Raw genomic sequence first — 24,084 nt, forward strand, 5'->3', positions numbered from 1 at the left:
AAGAAATGGCGTGACAATACCGTTTGTATTTAACAATAATTCATATTAATTTTGTCAAAATACTCCTAAGCGTAAGCTATGAGCGATGACTATAAGCCATAAATACAAAATACTTATTTAAGCCGAAATAGTTTCCGCACCGCCCATAAACGGACGCAATACTTCTGGAATAGTAATGCTACCGTCAGCATTTTGATGGTTTTCCATTACCGCAAGTAGCGTACGCCCTACTGCTAAACCAGAACCATTCAAGGTATGCGCAAGGCTGGTTTGCTTGCCATCTTTGACTCGTGTGCTCATACGGCGTGCTTGAAAGTCGCCACAGTTTGAACAGCTTGAGATTTCACGATACGTATCTTGGCTCGGTAACCAGACTTCGATGTCATAAGTTTTTTGTGCGGCAAAGCCCATATCACCCGTACACAGCTGTACGACACGATACGGCAAATTAAGCTGCTGCAAAATATTTTCCGCTTGTCCGGTCATCGCTTCAAGTAACGCATCAGATTGCTCAGCTGTGGCGATATTGACCATTTCGACCTTTTCAAACTGATGCTGACGAATCAAACCACGGGTATCGCGACCATGTGAGCCCGCTTCACTACGGAAGCATGGCGTATGGGCGGTGAACTTTAACGGTAGCTCACTGATGTCTAAGCGCTCGCCGCGTACCAAGTTGGTCATGGGTACTTCAGCAGTTGGGATCAGATAAAAATCCATGTCATCATTATTAGTATGATTGGTTAGCTTAAACAAATCATCTTCAAACTTGGGCAGCTGCCCTGTACCTTTTAAACTATCAGAATTAACAATGTAAGGCACATAAGTTTCGGTATAGCCATACTTCATAGTATGGGTGTTAAGCATAAGTTGAATCAACGCCCGATGCATCTGCGCCAGTTGTCCTTTAAGGACGTTAAAACGACTGCCTGTAATCTTGACTGCCACTTCAAAGTCCAGCATACCCAAAGTCTCACCAATATGGGTATGGTCTTGAATTTCAAAATCAAACGCGCGCGGTGTACCCCACTTGCGTACTTCTACATTGTCGTCTTCTGATGTCCCAACCGGTACATCGGCTGCGGGAATATTGGGTATTTGTACTGCTGCTTGGGTAATACGCTCTTGCAAGCTGCGCAGATCATCTTCGGCTGCCTTAATTTCACCACTAACACTCTGCATTTCGGCTAATAAGTCACTGGCATCTTCGCCAGATTTCTTTAGTGCGCCCACTTGTTTGGCCCCAGCATTACGACGTGACTGCAATTCTTCAGTCTGTACTTGTAACGATTTTCGCTCAATTTCGATGGTTTGCCAAAAGTCGATATCCAGCTCATAGCCACGGGTGGCTAATTGCTGCTGTAAGTCGTGTAAGTCGCCGCGTAAAAGCTTAGGATCGATCATAATATCTGCCTGTAATGCTAAAAGTGAGTGAAACGTCTGAAAAGGAAAAAATGATATCAAAGTGATAACGTCAATAACGAGTAAACTTAGTCTTATAAAATAGTGATGTCATCGTGCCGCTAATAGTGACGCTAATAAGTACTGTTAATGATGGCAAACGTTAGCCCCTATGATACCAAGACCCAGCAGATTTGACTACGTTTTCACGCATTGCGGCATTGCGGCATAGGTTTGCATCGTACTTGCCTATTACTAAGCGGGTACTCATAGGTTATTCACATAGCACTATATGGTAATTATGTTTCTTTTAGGGACACTTTTCGGTAAGATAAGCGCATACGTTTAATCCACTATACTAGCGGTACGGTGTTCTCAATGACGCCTAGCGCTGCTAACCTGATTATTTGAGAAATCTTTATGGCCCTGTACCCCTACACGCTTCAGCCTATCGCTCTAAACCTAACTGAGGCTGAATTTCAGCAAGCACAATACGAGCTATTTGCCAGTGCCAGCCCTTCTTTTGGTTTATCAACTCTTAAGACTAAAGAGTGGGCTATCATGGCGGTGGTCGCGATACTGGCGATTGCTGGGCTGGTTTTTGTGACAGGTTACTCAACCATTATTTTTTGGGTAATGTTGGCCGCAGTGGTCATTTATCTACTCATCCGTACCCTCGGCTTTAAATGGTATGTCAAAAGAGAATTTGAAAAGCAAGTCGCTGGACAAGAAATGCCTGAGGAGATGCGTCAGATGAAACTGGGGGTACAAAAGCATGGCTTAGTCATGGCAATACCATCCAATCAGCCTGATACCATGAAAAGCAATCAAACGCGCGGCATGCAAATGCGCGCAAGCTCAACACAGCAAGCGGTCATTCCATGGAGCGCTATCAAGAGCTGGGATGAGACTGACGACTATATCTTTATGATGTTCGAGATGAAAGGTCAGCAAGGCAGCCAAATCGTGCCCAAACGCTTGAAAGCACAAAAATTTCCTATCGATACCGTACGTCAGCATTTAGAAGAAGTCATTCCCGTTCGCGGCTTACAGCCTGAAAAATTACAACCACCGGCATAACAATCATAAGTTAAGTTAAAATATATATCAGTTTTATAAAACATAACACAGATTTTAATTTGTTTAACTTAACTTATGAGTGCTGGTTTGTTATGATAGTAAACATCAAAGGCGAAGCAATTAATACCTAATATCTATACTTAGACCCTAGACATATCAATTGCTATGACTTTAATCTTTTACTCCAACATTCATACTCACACTACAAGGATAATATTATGAGTAATGCTACAAATAATACTGCAAATAATGATAGCACCAATCAAATTGGTTTAGAAAAGGCAGATATAAGCCACGTGATTGCTAATCTTAACGGCTTATTATCAAGCTATCATATGTTCTATATCAACGTACGCGGCTATCACTGGAATGTAAAAGGCGAACATTTTTTCTCGCTACATCCTAAGTTTGAAGAGCTGTATACCGCATTACAAATACAAATTGATGAAATCGCTGAACGTATTTTGACCTTAGGCGGCACACCATTCCATGCTTATAGCGACTTTGCTCAGCATACTGGTATCTCCGAGGATAAGAACGTTAAGGATGGCAATACCTGTGTAAAAGGTGTGGTTACTGGCCTACAAGAGCTCATCGAAGAGCAACGTCAAGTTTCTGCGCTTGCTGCCGATGCCGATGACCAAGGTTCAGCTGACCTCGTTGATGCTTATGTCCAAGAGCAAGAAAAGCTAATTTGGATGTACAACGCCTTTTTGGGTTAATAGTTGGTTATAAATCCCAATCAGAACTATAAAAAAAGCACCTCATGTAGGTGCTTTTTTTATGCTCAAATTTCGCTGATATTTTACTAAAGCTCGTTATTTATTGCTGAATCCACTGGCGGATTTTTTCACGCTCAGCAGGCGTGGCATTGAGCCATAACTGCATAAACTGATCAAGCTTATTGTTCGACTGACTTACAGTGGCAGTAGGCGTATACTTTGTGGACGTTACCGCTCCCGTACTTACATTTCCCTGAGTGGTCGCCGTAGGCTGACCTAATGCGGCTATAGCGCGCTGATTTTGTAGTTCAGCACTACTGCTGCCACCAAATACACCGCCCAAAGCTTTGCCGATTCCTGAGAAGAGTCCGCCATCATTACCAGCCACACTTTGCTGACTGGCAATGATCGTATTATTCTGTTGTACGGCTAAGGTTGGGCGCTCAGCATATTCTTTAGCAGCCATGTAGTCTTCTGGCTGATTGGGCATGGTTAAACGGTACGTTTGGTTATCCGCCATGTCTGCTGCGACACTGATATTGCCAGAACGTAAATAATCGTGCTCATCACGGGGTAAATTATACAAACGGTCATATTTAGCAGTAATCACATGTTGACCAGGCTGTAAGGTAAACGTTTTAGACAACGGTTGAAAGGCACTTTGTTTGATTTCTTGTCCATTGATAGCGGTAACTTTAATATTGTCATCGATCAACAATGTAACTGCTGCATGTGACAGCATAGATACTGAGCCAGCACCAACTAACAGCGTACTGATAGACAGTTTTTTTAGCCAAGATGAAGTAAGTTTCATAAGTTATCCTGTCAATAGTGAAAAAATCGAATAGAAAATAGCATGTCTTAGTTTAAAGGGTTTTTCTTAGTTTAAAAAATCTTAGAAATCTAGCGGCATCGTATGCTGATCCTGACTTGCTGCTTGATTATCCACTTGTGTCTCTTGAGCGATATCAGCAAGCTCGGCAGCGAGCGTCTGCTCATCAATGGTGCTCAGCGCATCACTAATGACCGCTTTTGAGATATTACTACGTCCCAAATTAGAAAACATCGGCTGAATATAGTTAAGTACATCCATCATCGCACCAATACGATGCGGCCCTTCATTAAGCAGATGATCAATGATGCGCTCATCAAACTGCCAACCACGGCGACGTAGAATAGACTGCAATAACGCTTGGCGATCCGCTAAATCTCGACCATTAGGTACTTTAAATGCAGGGGCTTGCGCCAATCTGCTCAGCAAATCTGTCAATTGGAACGGCAACTCACTAGCAGGCTTATTAGCAGCGAACAATAACTGACGCTGCCCTTCACGACTGCGATTGATGAGATGAAACAGGGCTTCTTGCCACTGACTGCTATGATCCAATACTTCTAAATCATCAATAGCGATCACATCGAATTTTTCTAAAGAGGACAACACATCAACATCGGTATGTATCAGCTCGTTAAGTGATAAACAAATCGCTGACTTATCCATCTCAATAAATGATTCGCATATAGAAGACAACAGATGGGACTTGCCTGTAGCAGGGCTACCGAATAGATACAGCTGACCGATCAGGCCGACATGTAACTGCCGAACTGCATCAATAATTGACATCCAACCGGGACCCGCAAAGTCGCTGAGACTCGCATCATGTTTGATGTCCAGATTGAGACTTAGCTGTGCTTCTGCCATCACTCATCAACTCGGTTCGCGTAGCGCAAGGGGTAAATAAAAGACTAATCTCTAAACTAAATTTTTGAAACTGTCTTTAAAACTGCGTTACATAAATTTGTGTTCTTTTTTATAAAACTGTCTACTCAAAAATCATTGACCCACTATTTTGCACAAAGGTTGTAGTAACTGCCGTTACTTTAAACACTGCGTCTATATATACCATATTTACAAAATGACTGACAAGTCTTTTACATTTGAACGCTAGTATCCGCTACTTTATGCCGTCTAGCAATGACTACATTCTGCCAGTTTTCAGATCATTTGCACGACTGTTGCCATTTGAATTAAAAATAAGCTAAACATCCTGTTTAATCTTTCGAGTGGTTTATTTTTTTTCAAATAAATCAAGCTGCTTTCGACCTTTGTAAAAATCAGTCGTTCGGTAATAAGCGTATAGATGGCGGAACAATACATTAATTACCGCCGATACGGGCAGCGCAATCAGCATTCCTACAAAGCCTAACAAGCTGGCACCCGCCAATACCGCAAAGATGACCCATAGCGGTGACAGGCCAATTTTATCGCCCAGTAATAATGGCTGTAGCACATAACCTTCAGCGGCCTGCCCGACTAAAAACGCGCCAACAATTAAAGACAAGTGAAACCAGTCTAGCCCGAACTGAAATAAACCAGCGACAATTGAGGCAATAAAGCCGAGACCAAAGCCTAGGTAAGGTACAAAGCTAGCAATACCTGCTCCCATACCGATAATAAGCCCAAGCTCAAGACCAATCAGCTGTAACTGCACCGCATAGATAATACCCAACAGTACCATGACCAGCAACTGCCCTTTAACAAACTCCATTAGCGCGCGATCACATTCTCGTGTGATTTCGATAACTTTTTTACTGTAGGCGGTAGGAATGGCCATCTTCCAACTGAGAAGACGTTTATCCCAATTAAATAAGAAATAAAAGGTCAAAATAGGCACCAGCACAATAAGACCCGCACTATTAATAAAGTTCATGCTTGAGGCCAATATTTGGCTCATCCATGTACTAGCGTCCGAAAACCTATAATGTGCTTGTATATACTCAACTAGCGTTTCAGAAAAGCCTTTGCTCTCCATTTGTGGCAAGCTCATGCGAGTATTATTGACAACCCATTCGCGCACTTCTTGATTGTACCATTTCAGTATCTTTGGCAAATAATCCCACGCCGCTTGTAGTTGATACCACAATGTCGGCACCAACCACCACAGTAGCAATGCCATTCCCAAAGTAATCGTTCCATAAACAACGATAATCGCTATCCAGCGCTTCACATATCTCGATAAGCGTTTGACCAGCGGATTAAATAAGTAAGCCAGTACAAAAGCAAATACAAATGGAACAATAACCGGCATCATTAAGTTCAGCATAATGAGCGCTAATACAATGACAACGACGATAAATAAGCGCCGAAAAAAGGGATCTATCGTTTGGTTAATCATTAATGGCAATCTCGCGGGTAAGCTAATATCGATAGCTATAGATAGGTCATAATAAGAGTCATTATTTTAATGCTCCGGTATAATACACCAGCTAATGATGCACTTTACAGACGCTCTATTATCGCAGAGTACACCAAAAATGCAGTCATTTTTTGTTTCTTAGCTATTTATTTGCCGTTTATAGTCATTGTTCACCGAATAGTGGCAAGTTGCTTTGCGAGTGCGGTCTATTTTTGGGTATAATGCGCGCACTATAGTCAAAATTTACGCTACTGACTGCAATTATTGATTCAGTTACCGACTCCAATTATTTACCCAAATGTGAGATGACCATGAGTGATAAGCCTTCTTTAAGCTACAAAGATGCCGGTGTTGATATTGATGCCGGCGATGCATTGGTTCAACGCATTAAGTCCGTGGCAAAAGCCACTACTCGTCCTGAAGTGGTGGGCGGGCTTGGCGGCTTTGGCGCGCTGTGCCGCATCCCAACTGGCTACACCTCACCGCTATTGGTTTCAGGTACTGATGGCGTTGGCACTAAGCTTAGATTAGCATTACAGTTGAATCGTCATGACACTATCGGGATTGATTTAGTAGCGATGTGCGTCAATGATTTGTTAGTATGCGGCGCTGAACCGTTATTTTTCTTAGACTATTACGCCACAGGTAAGCTTGATATCGATGTTGCAGCGACGGTAGTGACAGGGATTGGCGATGGCTGTAAGCTGGCTAATTGTGCCCTTATTGGTGGCGAGACTGCCGAGATGCCAGGTATGTATCACGACGACGATTATGACTTAGCGGGCTTTTGTGTTGGTGTGGTTGAAGAAGCAGAAGTTATCACTGGCGAAAATGTTGCAGAAGGCGATGTACTGATCGCCCTTGCCTCTAGTGGTGCTCATTCCAACGGCTATTCACTAGTACGCAAAGTCATTGAAGTCAGCGGTATCGATGTGACTAATAGCACTGAGCAACTAGATGGTCAGTCAATCCAAGACGCGCTAATGGCTCCTACCCGTATTTATGTTAAAGCCATTAAAGCGCTACAAGATACTCTTGGTAATTCAGCTTTGCACGCGATGTCACATATTACTGGCGGCGGTCTAACAGACAATTTGCCACGTGTCCTTCCCGATCACCTAGCAGCCAGTATTGATACCAATAGTTGGCAGTTCTCAGAGCTGTTTACCTGGCTACAAACTCAGGGCAATATTGCTCAAAGTGAGATGTATCGTACCTTTAACTGCGGGGTTGGCTTTGTTATCGTTGTACCACAAGATAAAGCTGATACTGCCATTAAAACCTTAATCGATGCTGGCGAACACGCTTGGCAAATCGGTGAAATGGTCAGTCGCGCAGCGGATGCAGTGGTGTACCGTTAATGTCAGCGGATAACTTACAGCCATCAAGCAAACAGCAGCCGAGCAAGCAACAGCAGGTCAAACCGTTACGCATCTCTTTTTTGGTGTCAGGTAATGGCAGCAATCTACAAGTCTTAATAGATGCGATGCAAGCAGGCGCTATGCCGATTGAAATTGTCGGTGTCATTAGCAATCGTGACGATGCTTATGCTATCAAGCGCGCGCAACAAGCAAATATTCCAGTTGCTATACTGTCACATACTGAAAGTGGCAAACGTATGGGTATCAAGACTTTTGAAACCCATGCCAGTGCCCAGCTGGCAGCATGGCAACCGGACTTAATTGTACTTGCCGGCTTTATGCGAGTATTAAGTGCAGGATTTACTGATAACAGCCCAGCGCCAATCATTAATCTACATCCGGCGCTATTACCTGCCTATAAAGGCCTTGATACCCATCAACGCGCCCTACAAACAGGTGAGCGTTATCACGGCTGTAGTATCCATGTAGTCACTGCTGAGCTTGACGCGGGTCAAGTATTAACCCAAGCACTACTTCATGTTAACCCCAAAGATAGCTCTGATAGCCTGCAAGCACGCGTCCAAGCGCTGGAGCATCAACTATTGCCGTGGACAATTTTATTACTGGCAAAAGGTGTTTTACCGCTCAACGCTAACGATACACCGTCGGAAAAAATATCTCATTTACCAGTTTTACCTTTAAGGCTTTGGTTAGATAATTAAGGATTGAAAGTCGATTCTCATATAAAAACGAAGCTTGTTATCCAAAAAAATCGCTATAAGCGACAGACATAAAAATACCCCGCTGCTGAGCAGCGGGGTATTTTTATGTCTGTCTTAAAAACTTATGAGCAAATATAAAAACTAAGCAGGTTTTTTACCAACCACATGTACCGCTTTAATATTAACGAATTCTTTTATACCAAAGCCACCATGCTCACGACCGTAACCAGAGTCTTTGACCCCGCCAAATGGTAATCCCGGATTAACGAGATTGTAACCATTGATATAGACCATACCCGTATCGAAATACTGTTGGGCTAGACTGATAGCCTTGTCTTCATCTTTGGAGAAAATAGCACCGCCTAATCCATAACGGCTATCATTCGCAATGCGCAGTGCATCGTCTTGGTCTTTAGCACGGATTAACGAGGCTACTGGGCCAAACAACTCATCTTTATAGGCTGGCTGATCTGGTGTGATGTTTTCCAAAATAGTTGGTGGATAAAAAGCACCGGGCTTATCTGGTACTTCACCGCCTAAAGTAATGGTTGCGCCTTTACTGGTACTCTCTTGAACTTGCTTATGCAGGTTATCACGTTGCTTGCTACTTGATAGTGGCCCTATATCAGTCGAATCATCCATTGGATCGCCGACTTTATAGCTATTGAACTTTTCAATAATCAGCTTGCGGAATTCATCATAAACGCTATCCACTACCACAAAGCGTTTGGCAGCAATACAAGTTTCGCCATTATTATACAAACGAGCATGCGCACAAGTTGCGGCAGCTAAATCTAAGTCGGCATCTTCTAACACGATAAATGCATCGTTAGAACCAAGCTCCATGACTGTTTTCTTAAGGACTTTAGCCGCTTGCTGGGCAACGACTCTACCGGCTACATCACTTCCTGTCAGGGTAACACCGCGTACTTTATCATGTTCAATGACGTTTTCGGACTGGTCATGGCTAATAAGAAGGGTACGGAATAAATCATCTGGTAAATCAGACTCATGAAGTATTTTTTCAATCAGTAAGCCCGAACCAGTAACGTTTGAGGCATGTTTTAACAGAATACTATTACCGGCCATTAAGTTGGCAATGGTATAGCGAAACACTTGGTAGGCTGGAAAGTTCCATGGCTGGATGCCATAAATAATGCCAATGGGTTCATAACTGATCAGACCTTTCTTTATACCCTCGATATCTCGCTCATCTTCAGCTAATGCAGCAGCGCCTTGCTCAGCAGTAAAATCACAGATGGCTTTGCATAGATCTACTTCGCCCAAGCTGGCTTCATAAGTTTTGCCGCGCTCTTCAGTCATCAATTTAGCGAGCTCTTCTTTGTGCTTCATTAAAGAATCACCGATAGAGTTGATAACTTTTGCACGCTCTTCATGACTAACCGTACGCCACTCTAAAAAGGCCTGATGCGAGGCGTCAATTATCTTATTAACCTCATCGCTACTCATATAACTATAATCTTTGATATCTTTACCCGTGGTTGGGTTAACAGTAGTAATATCTGCCATGATAATCGTCCTTTTTTTAGTTTTGTACTTACATTGATAGATTAATGAACGAGCGTCTTTGTAACCTCATTAGCAAACAGTGCATGATAAGATTTATACGAACATTTATTGCCTGTTGTTTTTATTATCTTTATCTACTATAACAAACCAGTGGTCTTGAAGTTTTACAAGATATTGAGAAATGTGTTTAAGATGTTAAGAATGTGACTGCCTTAATGGACACAATCTACAGACCATAAAAAACCAGCACAATGGCTGGTCTTGGTTAGCGTTTGTAATAAAACAATGTTAAAACAAATGGTTAATCACTGGAATTTCATGCTGTTGTTGATCTTCTTCTTCAGCGACTACTTGTCGCGCCACATGCATAATCAATTGCCGCAACCAGCGGTGAGCGGGATGATGTTGTAATAAGGGCGACCATGCCATCGTTAACTCAAATTCAGGAATAAAAAACGGTGGCTCTTTCATCATAATGCTATCGTTATTGGCCTGCATTCGTGCCACTCGAGTAGGAAGCGTGGCGATGAGGTCTTTATTTGCAGCGAGCATAGCGGGCATTTGATAGTGACGGGTAAAGACACTTATCTGCCGTTTTTGACCCAAACGCTGTAAAGCTTGATCAATAGAGCCAAGGCCGCCAGATTTTTCTGGATTAACGCCAAAGCCCACACCCATACCGGTCTTAGACACCCAAACATGCTGGCCTTTTAAATAGTTTTTTAGATTAAAGCGGTTGGCATAAGGACTCTCAGAGGACAGCAGGCAGCTAAAAGTATCGCGCCAAACCAGTACTTGATGAAAGCTTTGCGGTATCTCATTAAAACGGTTGATAGCAAGATCGACCCGCCCCTGCTCCATATCACGGTAAGAAACATCTGATGGGGTTAAGAAATCCAAGATGACATTAGGCGCCTCCGAACGTAACGCTTTAACCAACTTAGGTACCAGCGTCGCCTCGGCATAGTCTGAAGTCATAATACGAAAGACGCGTGAGGTGCTATAAGGGCGAAACTCAGTACGTGGCTCAAGTACTTGGGTTAAGTCAGCCAATATCTCACGAATACGGGGCTGTAATTCTAAGGCGCGCTCGGTAGGCGTCATACCCTCAGAGGAACGCACTAATAATGGGTCATTGAAGAGCTTACGCAAACGCCGCAAGATGTTACTCATTGCCGGCTGGGTAATTCCTAGCTGCTCTGCGGCACGTGTGACATTTTTCTCTCGTAGTAGTACATCTAAATGTACTAATAAATTCAAATCAACCCGCTGCAAATTCATACGTATTTCTCTTTGGCTTAGAATAAATGCCATTCACATAGTAGTAATTTTTAGCACTATTATGATGCAAAAATGACTCGAAATAGCACAACGCTACTGTTTTTTAACTTATTCTCATCAAATTTCTATTAATTTATATATATTATAGCGCAGATTTATAACCATAAGCTATTGTTTTTGTTATACTATAGAAAAAATAAATACCTAAGATAACAATCATAAATTAGATAAATCTTGATAAGACCGTTATAGTTAGTAATATAGATAAGTCGAAACCCAGACGATAAACCTCAAGTTAAGTCGTCAACCCTACCTAAACAATATTTTAACTGCCCAGTCTTCATCATGCTCAGTATTCACAAATAGTAGTGTATAAGTACTAAGCGACTGGCCGCAACGCCTAACATGCTAGTAATTTATCTTTGGATATATCATTGGTTATTGTAGCATTTCCTACTGGCCAGTAGTGATACTGCCGTTTAGCAAATAGCCAAACACCGTACAAATACGCTGTCAAACCACTCTTATTTTAAAGACTTATTAGCAATACTAGCAAAAGCATATGGCTTAATCTTGTGTCCTACGGATAAGTATTTACTAATACTGGTAATTAATCGTAGCGTCTACTATTAACTATAATGAGTAAACACTCTCGTAATTTTATTAAAGCTTAAGTCACTTGTGATACTGGTTTAGGTCATTTATGATACTGATGGCCATTATTCCAATACCCACAGTAAGGATATGGCGCTAGTAAGTACAGTAGGGGTTTATATACTACCAACTATTTGTTAGTAATATGATTGGGCAAAGCACTTGTATTTTTTAGCCGGTTTGTTTAGGGTAAGTGGGGCTAAGAATTATGATAATCTGCTGTTTGTTGTTTATGGATAGAACTTCAATACATTCTTAGTCATACCAGCAACCATTAAGTTTCGACGTAATCAATGCAATCGTAATCCCTGCGAATCCCACGCAAAATTAGTTATGATCGTTTTTACCACTTGATTTTTTGTTCGTTAATCTTTTAATACCCCACCAAGGAGAAGTATAGATGTCAACTTATACATCAGCAATCGATTTAGTACGTGAATTAAAGCAAAAACATGGCAATTGGGAAAACATCAGTGAGACTGATGCCGCACGTATGATGGTACAAAATCGCTTCAAGACAGGTTTGGACATTGCAAAATATACTGCAGGTATCATGCGCCAAGACATGGAAGACTATGACAATGATACGTCACAGTACACGCAGTCTTTAGGTGCTTGGCATGGCTTTATCGCTCAACAAACCATGTATGCTAAGAAAAAATACTTTGGTACGACCTCAAAAACCTACATTTACCTATCAGGTTGGATGGTTGCGGCATTGCGTTCAGAGTTTGGTCCCCTACCTGACCAATCTATGCATGAGAAAACGTCGGTACCAAAACTAGTTGAAGAGATTTATACCTTCTTGCGTCAAGCTGATGCTAAAGTATTAAACGACTACTTCCGCGAGCTAAACGCTGCTGAAGAAGCCGGTCAAGACACCACAGAAATTCAAGCTAAAATTGAAAACTTCGACTCACATGTGGTGCCAATTATTGCTGATATCGATGCCGGTTTCGGTAACGAAGAAGCGACCTACCTGTTGGCTAAACAGATTATCGAAGCCGGTGCTTGTGCCCTACAAATCGAAAACCAAGTATCTGATGCCAAGCAATGTGGTCACCAAGCCGGTAAAGTTACCGTACCGCACGAAGACTACATCGCAAAAATCAATGCCCTTCGTTATGCATTCTTAGAGCTTGGCGTTGAAGACGGTATCATCGTTGCCCGTACTGACTCTGAAGGCGCATCATTAACTCAGAAAATCCCAGTATCAAACGAACCTGGTGATTTGGCCTCTAAATATATCGACTTCATCGATATGGAAGAAGTGACGCTTGCTGATGCCAAAGAAAATGACAGCTTGCTTAAGCATGATGGCAAACTAGTACGTCCTGTACGCTTAGCAAACGGTCTTTACCAGTTCCGCGAAGACACTAACATTGACCGTGTTGTGCTTGACTGCGTCACTGCTCTTGAAAACGGTGCTGATTTACTATGGATTGAGACCCCAACGCCAGACGTTGAGCACATCAAAATGATGGTAGATCGCATTAAAGAGCAACAGCCAAAAGCGAAATTGGTCTATAACAACAGCCCATCATTTAACTGGACCCTAAACTTCCGTAAGCAAGTAATCGCAACATGGGAAGAAGAAGGTAAAGACATCTCTAAATACAATAAAGATGACTTGATGAGTGCTGATTACGACGGTACTGATCTTGATACAGCCGCTGATGAAGCTGCTAAAAGATTCCAACGTGATGCCTCACGTGAAGCGGGTGTATTCCATCACTTAATCACCTTGCCTACTTATCATACTACTGCGCTTAGCGTACATGAGCTTGCTAAAGGCTACTTCGGTGAAGACGGTATGCTTGCTTATGCTGCGGGCGTACAACGTAAAGAAATCCGTGAAGGTATTGCTTGTGTTAAACATCAAGCCATGGCTGGATCTGATCTTGGTGATGACCATAAAGAAATCTTCTCAGGTGACAACGCGCTAAAAGCTGGCGGCGGTAAGAACACCATGAACCAGTTCTAATAACTACTATGTTATAAGTAACTGTTAGCAGAAAAATAAAAGCCGCTCTACATGATATAGAGCGGCTTTTTTATGCGTGTTACTTTACTATAATTCGACTAAAAATTGGCCTAGAGCAACAGATCGAACCATAAGTTTTACTTGTTATTATCTGGCAGCTCTCATAGGATGATAGTGTCATCATTATTCAGAGCTGCGGAGTAACGTCATGCAAGAAATAGAACTGAAGTTTTTAATACCAGAGGCACGGCTAAAAGGTCTGATGCGTCAAGCAAATGTTAAATCATCAGAGACCACACAAATGGCCGCCCATTATTACGATACGCCTAAGCATGAATTGGCAAAATCTGGCATTGGTCTGCGTATTCGTAAAGAAGGTGATAACTGGGTACAAACTATCAAGGCTGGCGGCGATGGGATTGCTGCGCGTCTAGAGCACAATACGCTGTTAGATAGCGAGCACGTACAAGCCATGCTCGATGATAATAAGTTGATGCCTGATTTGACACTTTATAAAGACACTTCAATCGCTCCAGCATTGGCTGATTTTAAACTAAAAAAACTGGCGAAAATCTTAACGCACCAGTATGTAACCGATATACAGCGCACAACGCGGCTGTTGACAGAAGATGACAGCACGATTGAGATCGCTTATGATATTGGTCAGATTATCCACGGCAACGATAATACCCAATATCAAGCTATCCAAGAAATTGAGTTTGAACTGGTCTCAGGTGAGCTTAAGTTTTTATTTACGACTGCCAAGACTTGGTGTAAGCGTTATAAGCTCTGCCTATCCACAGTAACCAAAGCTGAGCGCGGCGGTTTGCTGGTTAAAGGACAGGATTATAGCCCAGCGGTTAGCGCTGATCTTGCGCAGCTAAATATTAACAAAGACAGTAGCATGCCAGCCTTTGTACGCGCCGCCGTGCATAATTGTCTACTACAAATACTACCGAATAGTAGCGCTATCGTGGCAGGTAGCCAAGATAACGCCCACGTCCTCCAACTGCGTATCGGTATTCGCCGCTTGATTATTGTCATAACCACCTTTAGTAAATTCTCGGAGCAGTTAAACGCTGATTGGCAGCCGATACTAAGACAAACCGCTACCTTGCTTGGTGACTACCGCGAGCTTGCTTATTTGGCCTCGCATATCGAACCGAAATTACAACAGCAGGGAGCGCCTACTATAGATTGGCAGGCAGAGATTGAGCAAATCCAAGTCACACCTGTTGCTGCAGTGCGTGCCAATGACTTTCAGCTGACTTTATTGGAGCTAATTGAGTTTACCATGAGTGACTCTAGTACTGAGCCGCAAGTGCATAAGCTAGCCATAGACAAACTATCCAAAATCTTATCTAAAAAGCATATGACATTACTCAAAGCTGAGCAAAAATTTGATGAGTGGGATCAGAATGGTTTAGATTGTGATAGCTTAGAGCGTAATAATTTAGAGCCTGATGAGGTAGCGCCTGATAATTCAATAAGCAGCGTTGTGCATAAAGTACGCCAACGCCTTAAAGACTTACGTTATGTTAGCGAGTTTGCTGCCCCGCTATATTCTAAAAAGAAAAGCAAACGCTGGCTTAAACACTTGGTAAAAGCCCAAAAATCATTAGGGCAATATCATGACCATTTACAATATCAACAATATTATCAACAAAAAGCACTGACTGATACTAACGCGCTGTATGGTGCTGGTTGGTTTGCAGCAACCTTAAACGACGACCATAAACGCTGTCAGAAGCGTTTAGATCGTATTCAAGATAGTGCTGCTTTTTGGTAATAAAAAAACGGCAATAAAAAAAGACAGCACCCGTTATAGGGGCTGTCTTTTTTATGCTTATCTAAGGTATAAAGTCAATCAGGGCTAAAAATTTTGCGAAAGCAAATTGATAAAGATACACCAACGACTTTGAGTGAACAAAATAAACTTAGTTAGTTAATCCAAGTACTTTCATGCGTTCATTAAGCGGCTGATAAGTTTTCTCGCCAGCAGGCTCAAGGATATTACCAAATGGTATTTGCGCCACTAGCTCCCAGTTATCAGGGATTGCAAATGCGGCGGCGATATCGTTATCAATCAACGGATTATAATGCTGAAGACTGGCGCCAACATTCAAAGTACGTAGCTCTGTCCACAGCGCATACTGATGCATCGCTGAAGTCTGCTGTGCCCATATGGGAAACTTATCAGCATAGAGCGCAAACTTATCTTGTAGCGATTTTACTACTTCTTTGTCTTCAAAAAAGAGCACAGTACCGGCGGCTGCACGAAAACCATCCATTTTTTGCTTAGGGCCCGTAAAGTCACCATCGCCCACTTCCTGACGCAGTTTGTCTTCGGCAATGTCCCACAGTTGCTGATGCTGCTTACCAAATAATACTACCAGCCGCGAGGATTGAGAATTAAAGGCAGAGGGGGTATGTAGAAGTACGCGCTCAGCAATGTTGACAATCGCTTGAGGTTCTACTGGTAACTCATTGCCTAAGGCGTAGATAGAGCGACGTTCATCAAAAGCTTGTTGCAGAGTTACCAAACTGGCTTTAGACATTATTATTATCCTCGTTATTATTGAATTTCTAGTTTTAATTTTTAGCCATCATCTCTAATGCTAAATTCGGTCACGATTATAACAATTAACTTAACCACTGAATGTTACCGTTAAGTTTATTTTATAAATAGCCTTGTGACATGCTATGGCAAGGTGCCTTTTACTCACCCAATAATGTCATCAGTAATAGTCACAGGCGTACCCACGTTAACCTGTGCAAATAACTCAATAATGTCATGATTACGCATACGCACGCAGCCATGCGAGCGCGGGATACCCATCGGCTCACTATCAGGCGTGCCATGAATATAGATATAACGCTGGTAAGTATCGCAGCTTCCCTGATTATTACTGCTTTTATTAATGCCGTCCTCCAAACCTGCTAACCATATAATTCGGCTTAGTATCCAATCACGATCAGGATGCTCAGCGTTAAGATGGGCACTATATATTTCGCCTGTAGGTACTCGTCCAATGAATACGGTATTGATAGGCTCACTGTCACCTATTTTTTGCGCGATAGTATGCTCGCCAAGTGGGGTACAGCCGCTATCTTGCTGACTGCCGCTACCATTGGTGGCAGTCGAGATAGCATAGCGGCCAACCTCATTATGCTGCCGATATAAAATAAGTGTTTGCTCAGCAATATTAATCAAAAGCTGAGTGGTTGGCTTATCATCTTGTATCATAGGTCACTGTCCGGCTATTTTCTGTTTGTGGTTTTTGATTGCTGTTTTTGATAGTTATAAAAATCATTGTCGTTATGACTATTAATAAACCAACGAAGATTTCTGATTTTAAGGGATTGTATCAAGGCGGTAGGCACCGTAATATAGAGTCACATTTTTTGATGCTAGCAAATTATGACGACTATTTCACCGACACGTGTGTCGATGTATGATTTTTTATATCAGAATACCCAACCAATGGCCTCTCTATTAGCCGATACCGCCAAGCTGTCCTTACCGCAAACACGCCTTGCACTGAGTAGCAGCTTACAAGCTATCGTCAGCGCCTTACTTTCTTATCAGCAGCGCTATCAGGGACAAGCCGTTAGCAAAAAGCTTTTTACTCGTAGTGCGGTTAAAGAACTGCGACAATATCATTCCATGAACTTCGCTACTATTAATGCTACTTTATACCATCGTCACGATGTTGCTGAAGCTATATTTTGTGACAGTACCCGCGTCATAAAAGCAAGTGAGCATATCGCAGCGCAGATCGATACCAGCGTAGCGCAAGTACAAATATTACTGTCCTCTCTATGCGTTATCGTCCTGCGTGAGCTGGCAGTCTTGGCAGATTATAGCCAGCTTGATAATGACGAGCTAGACAAGTGGTTCGCTCTGCAACCCCAGTTTTTATCAGCAGAACGCTTTGCCATTGTCAGACCTATCAACACGCCTTTGAGCTTAGCAGATAATAACCATAATAGTGTTAATCCTACAACTCATGCTAATGACGATAATAATAGTGAAAGAAGTACAAATCAAATAAGTGCCGATCAAGAAAATTATATAGCGATAGAAGCAGAGAAAATAGACACTGAAACCAAACGATTACTAAGCGAGCCACCACCTTTTGACCCTTATTGGTACGAATTAACCACGTTTAAGTCAGTAGATAATGTCCTAGGGCAAGATATGCAGCAGGCCACCGCCAACTATCTAAAAGTGATCGGACGCTCGACAGAAAATATCCAGCAAGGCCGGCATAATGATTTGTTAATGTTTGCGCAGATGCCAGCTATTGCTCTACCGCATCAACGCTGGCTCCTACAACTGGCTAAAGTCTCCGATATTTACCTACATCGTAATCGACTGCGTATCAACTCTGAACCGACTACTGCGCCTACCCCGCCGTCGGTGAATCTACAACTCATTAGTGGCAGTAGCGACCATACATCTGCTATTCCTATTAGTGATACGCCCGTTAAAAATAATAAACCAGTACCCCTATGGAAAAACCCAATTATCTTAATTATTATCATGGTGATTGGTAGTCTCAGCGCCCTTGCCTCCTTAAAATATCAAAAGCAGAAGTCTGATGGCATCTTACCAGCAACTGAAGCGGTGATGGAGCAGGAAAATTCTAAGGAGCCTCAGTAGCAAGATAGGGCTGTTTTCAAAAGTAGAGGATGGTATTGAAAGCACAGTGTTAGATAAGAGCGCTATAAATAACCCGACAGCTGCTAGCAAATATAAAACCAAGCTTTTAGTAAAAATTATTATCAGTAAAAGCGACTAGCCATAAAAAAACAGAAACATAATGTTTCTGTTTTTTTATGACGTTCAATTTAGTTGAGCTTTTTAGACCAGAGGCTTAACTCTTTTATTTAGACAAATCACGACCACGGCTGGCTTCAATCGCCAAACGTAGACCATTTAGACGGATAAAGCCTTCCGCGTCTTTTTGATCATAAGCACCCGCATCATCTTCAAAGGTAGCGATTTTTTCATCGAATAGTGAATCGTCTGACTTACGGCCGACCACACTCACGCTGCCTTTATACAGCTTCACACGTACCGTGCCATTGACATATTCTTGTGACTTATCGATCAAAGCCTGTAGCATCATACGCTCAGGGCTGAACCAGTAGCCGTTATAAATAATCTTCGCGTAGCGTGGCATTAATTCATCTTTTAAATGCGCGGCTTCACGGTCTAGCGTTAGGGACTCAATACCACGATGCGCTTTTAGCATGATGTTACCTGCTGGGGTTTCATAACAGCCACGTGATTTCATACCAACATAACGGTTTTCGACGATATCCAAACGACCGATACCGTGACTGCCACCGATCTCATTGAGCTTAATCATAATCTCGTACGGCTTAAGCGTTTCGCCATCGATAGCAACGATGTCACCTTTTTCATATTCTAATTCTAAATATTGCGCTTTATCTGGTGCTTGTTCTGGGCTGACTGACCAGCGCCACATATCGTCTTCTGCTTCGGCATACGGGTCTTCTAGAATACCGCCTTCATAAGAGATGTGTAATAAGTTAGCATCCATTGAATAAGGCGACTTGGTCTTATTACCAGCATAGTCGATAGCAATGTCATGTTCTTTGGCATAGTCCATCAAGCTTTCACGGCTGGATAAATCCCACTCACGCCAAGGTGCAATGGTTTTGACATCCGGAGATAAAGCTACTGCGCCCAACTCAAAGCGCACTTGGTCATTCCCTTTACCGGTTGCGCCATGACTGATGGCATCAGCGCCATGCTCTTTAGCAATCTCCACCAAACGCTTGGCAATAAGCGGACGTGCGATAGAAGTACCAAGTAAATACTCGCCTTCATAGATGGCATTGGCACGGAACATTGGGAACACATAATCACGCGCGAACTCTTCGCGTAAGTCTTCAATATGGATACTTTTAATACCCATGGCTTCAGCTTTGGCACGTGCCGGCTCAACTTCTTCACCTTGACCAATGTCAGCCGTGAAGGTAATTACTTCGGCATCATAAGTATCTTGTAACCATTTGGCGATTATGGAGGTATCAAGACCACCAGAATAGGCCAAGACAATTTTATTAATGTTTTTTGGATCTAGCTGAGCCATGAATAACTCCTAATAAGAAAATGTAGTTATAAAAAGAATGATTAGAATAAATTAAAGGATAGATTGCCTGCTCAGTGTACATCATATTTACTATAGGCAAAAGTGCAACGGCTTTATAGGGTTATTATTCGCGCTGAGGTTGCCTAGTTTTTATCTTACAGTAGCATAGATTTTGATGCTTAAAATGCTAGCCATTCATAATAGGTTAATAACTACACCAACTATAGCAAGTTAATAAATAGCCAAATAACGGTTGTGAGGATATTTGGAGACATATTTAGTCATGCGGGCAAATCTGTTATCATAGCAGCAGACTAAAGGCCTTTATTATTAGCCTTATGTCATCTCCTTTTCCCTGTATTCTATGATATAGAGCGCTATGACATCTATTACTGATTCGTTTAAAGAGTTAACCATTCTGCAGCCAGACGATTGGCATATCCATTTGCGTGATGATAAGGCACTGGCAACTACCGTGCCGCACGCAGCTGGCAGCTTTAACCGTGTTATCTGCATGCCAAACTTAGTACCACCGGTCAAAACTGCCGATGATGCCCGTGCCTATCGCGAGCGTATCTTGCAGTATTTGCAAGCCAGTAACTTGAGCGCTGAGCGTCAAGCAGCCTTTGATCCGCGGATGACTTTATACCTGACTGATCATACCACCGCACAAGATATTGAAGCTGCTGCAAAGTCTGGCATCGTACAAGCTGTTAAGCTCTATCCTGCCGGAGCGACCACTAACTCTGCTGATGGCGTTACTGATATTAATGCTTGCGCCGATGTGTTTGAGGCGATGGAAAAATACAATTTGCCCCTGCTATTACATGGTGAAGTGACTCACGATCACGTGGATATTTTTGATCGTGAAAAACGCTTTTTAGATGACGTATTGGTTCAAATTATTACTAACTTCCCTACCCTACAGATTGTAATGGAACATATCACTACCCGTGATGCCGCTGATTTTGTTCTTGCTCAAGGCAATCAAATTGCAGCCACTATTACTCCGCAACACCTGATGTTTAACCGTAATCACCTATTACTTGGTGGTATTAAGCCGCACTTTTATTGCTTGCCTATTTTGAAACGCGCAACCCATCAAAAAGCCCTATTAGAGGTGGCTACCAGCGGCAGCCCGAAGTTTTTCTTAGGGACTGACTCAGCACCACATACGACCGATAAAAAAGAAGCCGCTTGCGGTTGTGCCGGTTGTTATAGCTCAGCTACGGCCTTACCTTTATATGCAACGGCTTTTGATAGTGTCGGTAAAATCGATAAGCTAGAGGGCTTTACCAGTCGCTTTGGCGCTCAATTTTACGGGCTACCCGTTAATGAAAATACGGTGACCTTGATCAATATACCAATGCAAGTACCCGTAAATTACCCTTATTTTGATGGGTCAACCCTCACACCATTAATGGCGGGTGAAATGCTTCCTTGGTCCATTAAGGGATAAAAAAACAACGACTTGGTTCCGCTACTATAAAAGCTAGAGGCTTCCATAAACTAAAATCGCTACCTTTATACGTTACCTGTATATCGATAGCGGTTTAACTGTGATTTAAATATCTCTGTACGACCGATAAAAGTGATTTAATCTGATATGACAACCCAAACTGACAGTACTTTGCCTGATGACAATTTATTAAATTCCGCAGCTAGCAGTAAAAGCACCCCTACTGGTGAGAAAGAATCTATAGAAACCCTCGCACCCATGACGATAAAAGAGCGTTTCCGCAAGTTTTTGCCGGTGGTCGTCGATTTAGAGACCGCTGGCTTCAACGCCCAGACCGATGCGCTACTAGAGATAGCTTGTATTCCTATTCTACTGGATGAGCAGGGTGTATTTTATCCAGGTGAGGCATTAAACGCTCATATTGAACCTTTTGAAGGTGCAAATCTAGAACCAAGTTCGCTAGCCTTTACCGGTATTGACCCTAATAATCCCATGCGTAAAGCTATCGCTGAAGATGAAAAGACGGCGCTACGTCGTATTTTTAAAGGGCTTAAAGAAGTTCGCCGTGCTGAAGATTGTCGTCAATGCGTGCTGATTGGTCATAATGCGCATTTTGATTTGGGTTTTTTAAATGCAGCGGTGTTGCGTACCAATAGTAAAACTCATAATCCATTTCATAAGTTCTCAGTATTTGATACCGTCACCCTAGCGGCACTGGCGTTTGGTCAGACAGTATTAGCACGCGCTTGTAAAGCTGCCGGTCTTGATTTTGATGGTAGTAATGCCCACTCAGCGCTGTATGATACCCAAAAAACTGCCGAGCTGTTTTGCCATATTCTCAATCATTATCCTATGCTGCCTAATGCTTTACTTGGTGAACAAATCAGGGTAGAGTTAAAAGATAGCGATGATAAATAAGCAATCCCTACGTAAACTATGATCGTGGCTAGCTGTTTGTTTTATTGGTACTGTTATTATTAATAATGATAGTACTAAGGATACTGTCGTTAATAAGGCCAATCTTGTATATACTTTGACTTTGCCATCTAGATTTTGCAATCAATAAGGATATGATTGATACTATGATAAGCAAGTCAACTGTCATCCCAAACTTTATGTACTGTACTGTCTAAATGGAATTGATAGTTCACTTACTTAGTCCTGTTCTCGTCTGAGATGACGCGATGATATCCAATAGATGATTTAAGTTGCTCACTCCGCCTCAATAGCGTGCACCATACGTTGTTTTGAGCTTAATAAGGGGAACTTTTCTATGGAACCATATTATTATACAGTATGGTCAACGATCATCGGTTATATGTTGCTCGCTATAACCATTAGCTGTATAACCTCACTCTGGATCCGCCATCATTTAAAGAGCAATGACCTACATCCACGTCGCGCCCTCAAGAAAAGATACTTAACTTTAAAAAAACGTAGAAAACAGCTTGACAGCAACCGCAGACGCTATTAGAATATGCACCACTTCAGCATAAACAGTGAAAGCAGCTGAAGCATCACTAGTCCCCATCGTCTAGTGGCCTAGGACACTGCCCTTTCACGGCGGTAACGGGGGTTCGAACCCCCCTGGGGACGCCAAACATTAAAATGTTATAATCAGCATTTTTAAAACCCTCAAAATTTAATAGATTTTGAGGGTTTTTTTATGTCTTTTTTTTGATTCTATACTTCTATCCTGAAATCTCACCTGCTATTCAAATTGCAGTTAGACTGTTCAGCTTACTGTATAACGCAAAAAGCCAGCTATTCGCTGGCATTGACTGTAAGCTAATACTAAAGACCTTTTAAAATTTATCTGACAACATAAACCACAGTAGTGCCAATACAATCAGCACCCCCAACACCGTTTGAATCAAAAAGAACGCTTGATGCTCTCCCACTATTTTACTTAGTGTTAAGCCTAGAGCATTGTATTTTATAGGCTGCGTATCGATATCGCCTGTATTTTCTTGCTCTTCATAGTAGCCATGTAAAATATCTAAAAACTGATGGCGCTCATCAGAGCTCCAACTATAGGGCTTAAACGGCATGAGTGCTTTTGCTTTAGGATCATTAATCATCCAGCGCTCAAGTATGATAGAACGTAGCGACCAACCAGTAAAACGGCGCTTAGTAATCGCTGAAAAGTCTAACATTTGTATATCTTTATGCCGATCGTCCGTCAATATTCGATTTTTCAAATTGGTCAATGCCTGCTCAGAACCTTCTACGCACTGAAAAAAGTAGCCGTTGCCATAGCAAAGTATACCGGTCACGTTATCAGCTTTATTATTTTTTATAGCAATTTTTGCAATATCATTAAGCGTACTGGCACTTGATAAGCCAGTTGAGGTAATACGACTCATATATATAATCTGGTAAAGATCTCTTATCTCAGAGTTTGTCTTATTAATGACTGCTGACAATCAGCTTCTCCTTATTATTAAAAGTTTGACTGAGCCCATAGGCTTATAGACGTTAGAAAACAATTTAGAGATAAAACAAACATATAAACGAAGCCTCTTATTATATTATTGATTTTATGGGGATTAGTAACAATTGTATTAA

Annotated in this window: 19 protein-coding genes and 1 tRNA gene; 10 read left to right on the forward strand and 10 right to left on the reverse strand. The window is 42.1% G+C overall.

Going from position 1 to position 24,084, the window contains the following annotated elements; all coding sequences use genetic code 11:
* Nucleotides 1-117 precede the first annotated feature (117 nt).
* Nucleotides 118-1,404, reverse strand: a complete 1,287-nt coding sequence (gene serS / locus AAEY88_RS03960) for a serine--tRNA ligase (RefSeq protein ID WP_350559359.1) — start codon at nt 1,402-1,404, stop codon at nt 118-120.
* A 417-nt stretch (nt 1,405-1,821) separates the two neighbouring features.
* Between serS and AAEY88_RS03965 the strand changes: the two genes are divergently transcribed.
* Complete coding sequence (locus AAEY88_RS03965; RefSeq protein ID WP_350559362.1) at nt 1,822-2,481, forward strand: YcxB family protein; 660 nt, start codon at nt 1,822-1,824, stop codon at nt 2,479-2,481.
* A gap of 218 nt (nt 2,482-2,699) precedes the next feature.
* Nucleotides 2,700-3,203 carry a Dps family protein gene (locus AAEY88_RS03970; protein WP_350559365.1) on the forward strand — a complete coding sequence of 168 codons (504 nt, stop codon included), beginning with the start codon at nt 2,700-2,702 and terminating at the stop codon, nt 3,201-3,203.
* Nucleotides 3,204-3,303: 100 nt separating this feature from the next.
* On the opposite strand, the gene AAEY88_RS03975 is transcribed toward AAEY88_RS03970, so the two are convergent.
* The 3 genes from AAEY88_RS03975 to AAEY88_RS03985 all read right to left on the reverse strand — a co-directional run bounded on the left by AAEY88_RS03975 (nt 3,304) and on the right by AAEY88_RS03985 (nt 6,376).
* Nucleotides 3,304-4,017, reverse strand: coding sequence for a DUF2057 family protein (locus AAEY88_RS03975; RefSeq protein ID WP_350559368.1), 714 nt, complete (start codon nt 4,015-4,017; stop codon nt 3,304-3,306).
* 81 nt (nt 4,018-4,098) lie between these two features.
* On the reverse strand, nt 4,099-4,902 hold the full coding sequence (gene hda, locus AAEY88_RS03980; protein ID WP_350559371.1) for a DnaA regulatory inactivator Hda: 804 nt from the start codon (nt 4,900-4,902) through the stop codon (nt 4,099-4,101).
* Between the two features lie 367 nt (nt 4,903-5,269).
* A complete protein-coding gene (locus tag AAEY88_RS03985) occupies nt 5,270-6,376 on the reverse strand; it encodes an AI-2E family transporter (protein WP_350559374.1) in 1,107 nt (368 codons plus the stop codon).
* 332 nt (nt 6,377-6,708) lie between these two features.
* On the opposite strand from AAEY88_RS03985, the gene purM reads away from it, so the two are divergent.
* Both purM and purN read left to right on the forward strand, forming a co-directional pair.
* Nucleotides 6,709-7,758: a phosphoribosylformylglycinamidine cyclo-ligase gene (gene purM, locus AAEY88_RS03990; protein ID WP_350559377.1), complete on the forward strand. Its 1,050-nt coding sequence runs from the start codon at nt 6,709-6,711 to the stop codon at nt 7,756-7,758.
* Complete coding sequence (purN, locus tag AAEY88_RS03995) at nt 7,758-8,480, forward strand: phosphoribosylglycinamide formyltransferase (RefSeq protein ID WP_350559380.1); 723 nt, start codon at nt 7,758-7,760, stop codon at nt 8,478-8,480. The genes purM and purN overlap by 1 nt, the downstream gene beginning before the upstream one ends.
* Before the next feature lie 141 nt (nt 8,481-8,621).
* Here the strand turns inward: purN and AAEY88_RS04000 are convergent, their stop codons facing one another.
* A complete protein-coding gene (locus tag AAEY88_RS04000; RefSeq protein WP_350559383.1) occupies nt 8,622-10,010 on the reverse strand; it encodes an NAD-dependent succinate-semialdehyde dehydrogenase in 1,389 nt (462 codons plus the stop codon).
* 288 nt (nt 10,011-10,298) lie between these two features.
* Entirely contained in the window at nt 10,299-11,291 is a 993-nt protein-coding gene (locus AAEY88_RS04005) for a LysR family transcriptional regulator (protein WP_350559386.1), read from the reverse strand.
* 1,054 nt (nt 11,292-12,345) lie between these two features.
* On the opposite strand from AAEY88_RS04005, the gene AAEY88_RS04010 reads away from it, so the two are divergent.
* Nucleotides 12,346-13,929: an isocitrate lyase gene (locus AAEY88_RS04010; protein WP_350559389.1), complete on the forward strand. Its 1,584-nt coding sequence runs from the start codon at nt 12,346-12,348 to the stop codon at nt 13,927-13,929.
* 208 nt (nt 13,930-14,137) lie between these two features.
* Complete coding sequence (locus tag AAEY88_RS04015; RefSeq protein ID WP_350559392.1) at nt 14,138-15,718, forward strand: CYTH and CHAD domain-containing protein; 1,581 nt, start codon at nt 14,138-14,140, stop codon at nt 15,716-15,718.
* A 148-nt stretch (nt 15,719-15,866) separates the two neighbouring features.
* Here the strand turns inward: AAEY88_RS04015 and AAEY88_RS04020 are convergent, their stop codons facing one another.
* Nucleotides 15,867-16,487 carry a nitroreductase family protein gene (locus tag AAEY88_RS04020; protein WP_350559395.1) on the reverse strand — a complete coding sequence of 207 codons (621 nt, stop codon included), beginning with the start codon at nt 16,485-16,487 and terminating at the stop codon, nt 15,867-15,869.
* A 164-nt stretch (nt 16,488-16,651) separates the two neighbouring features.
* On the reverse strand, nt 16,652-17,176 hold the full coding sequence (locus tag AAEY88_RS04025) for a L,D-transpeptidase (protein WP_350559398.1): 525 nt from the start codon (nt 17,174-17,176) through the stop codon (nt 16,652-16,654).
* Nucleotides 17,177-17,350: 174 nt separating this feature from the next.
* Here AAEY88_RS04025 and AAEY88_RS04030 point away from each other — a divergent pair, with 174 nt between their 5' ends.
* On the forward strand, nt 17,351-18,595 hold the full coding sequence (locus tag AAEY88_RS04030) for a hypothetical protein (protein WP_350559401.1): 1,245 nt from the start codon (nt 17,351-17,353) through the stop codon (nt 18,593-18,595).
* Nucleotides 18,596-18,818: 223 nt separating this feature from the next.
* Here the strand turns inward: AAEY88_RS04030 and AAEY88_RS04035 are convergent, their stop codons facing one another.
* Nucleotides 18,819-20,057: an argininosuccinate synthase gene (locus tag AAEY88_RS04035; protein ID WP_350559404.1), complete on the reverse strand. Its 1,239-nt coding sequence runs from the start codon at nt 20,055-20,057 to the stop codon at nt 18,819-18,821.
* A gap of 379 nt (nt 20,058-20,436) precedes the next feature.
* On the opposite strand from AAEY88_RS04035, the gene pyrC reads away from it, so the two are divergent.
* The 3 genes from pyrC (at nt 20,437) to AAEY88_RS04050 (ending at nt 23,115) form a co-directional block, all read left to right on the forward strand.
* Entirely contained in the window at nt 20,437-21,516 is a 1,080-nt protein-coding gene (pyrC, locus tag AAEY88_RS04040; RefSeq protein ID WP_350559407.1) for a dihydroorotase, read from the forward strand.
* A gap of 258 nt (nt 21,517-21,774) precedes the next feature.
* Nucleotides 21,775-22,434 carry a ribonuclease T gene (gene rnt, locus AAEY88_RS04045; protein ID WP_350560452.1) on the forward strand — a complete coding sequence of 220 codons (660 nt, stop codon included), beginning with the start codon at nt 21,775-21,777 and terminating at the stop codon, nt 22,432-22,434.
* A gap of 605 nt (nt 22,435-23,039) precedes the next feature.
* Nucleotides 23,040-23,115 (forward strand) — tRNA-Glu (locus tag AAEY88_RS04050).
* A 206-nt stretch (nt 23,116-23,321) separates the two neighbouring features.
* Here the strand turns inward: AAEY88_RS04050 and AAEY88_RS04055 are convergent.
* Entirely contained in the window at nt 23,322-23,942 is a 621-nt protein-coding gene (locus AAEY88_RS04055; protein WP_350559410.1) for a BLUF domain-containing protein, read from the reverse strand.
* Between the last annotated feature and the right edge of the window lie 142 nt (nt 23,943-24,084).

Origin of the sequence: Psychrobacter sp. CAL346-MNA-CIBAN-0220, assembly GCF_040309805.1 — a bacterium.
Classification (GTDB): Bacteria; Pseudomonadota; Gammaproteobacteria; order Pseudomonadales; family Moraxellaceae; genus Psychrobacter.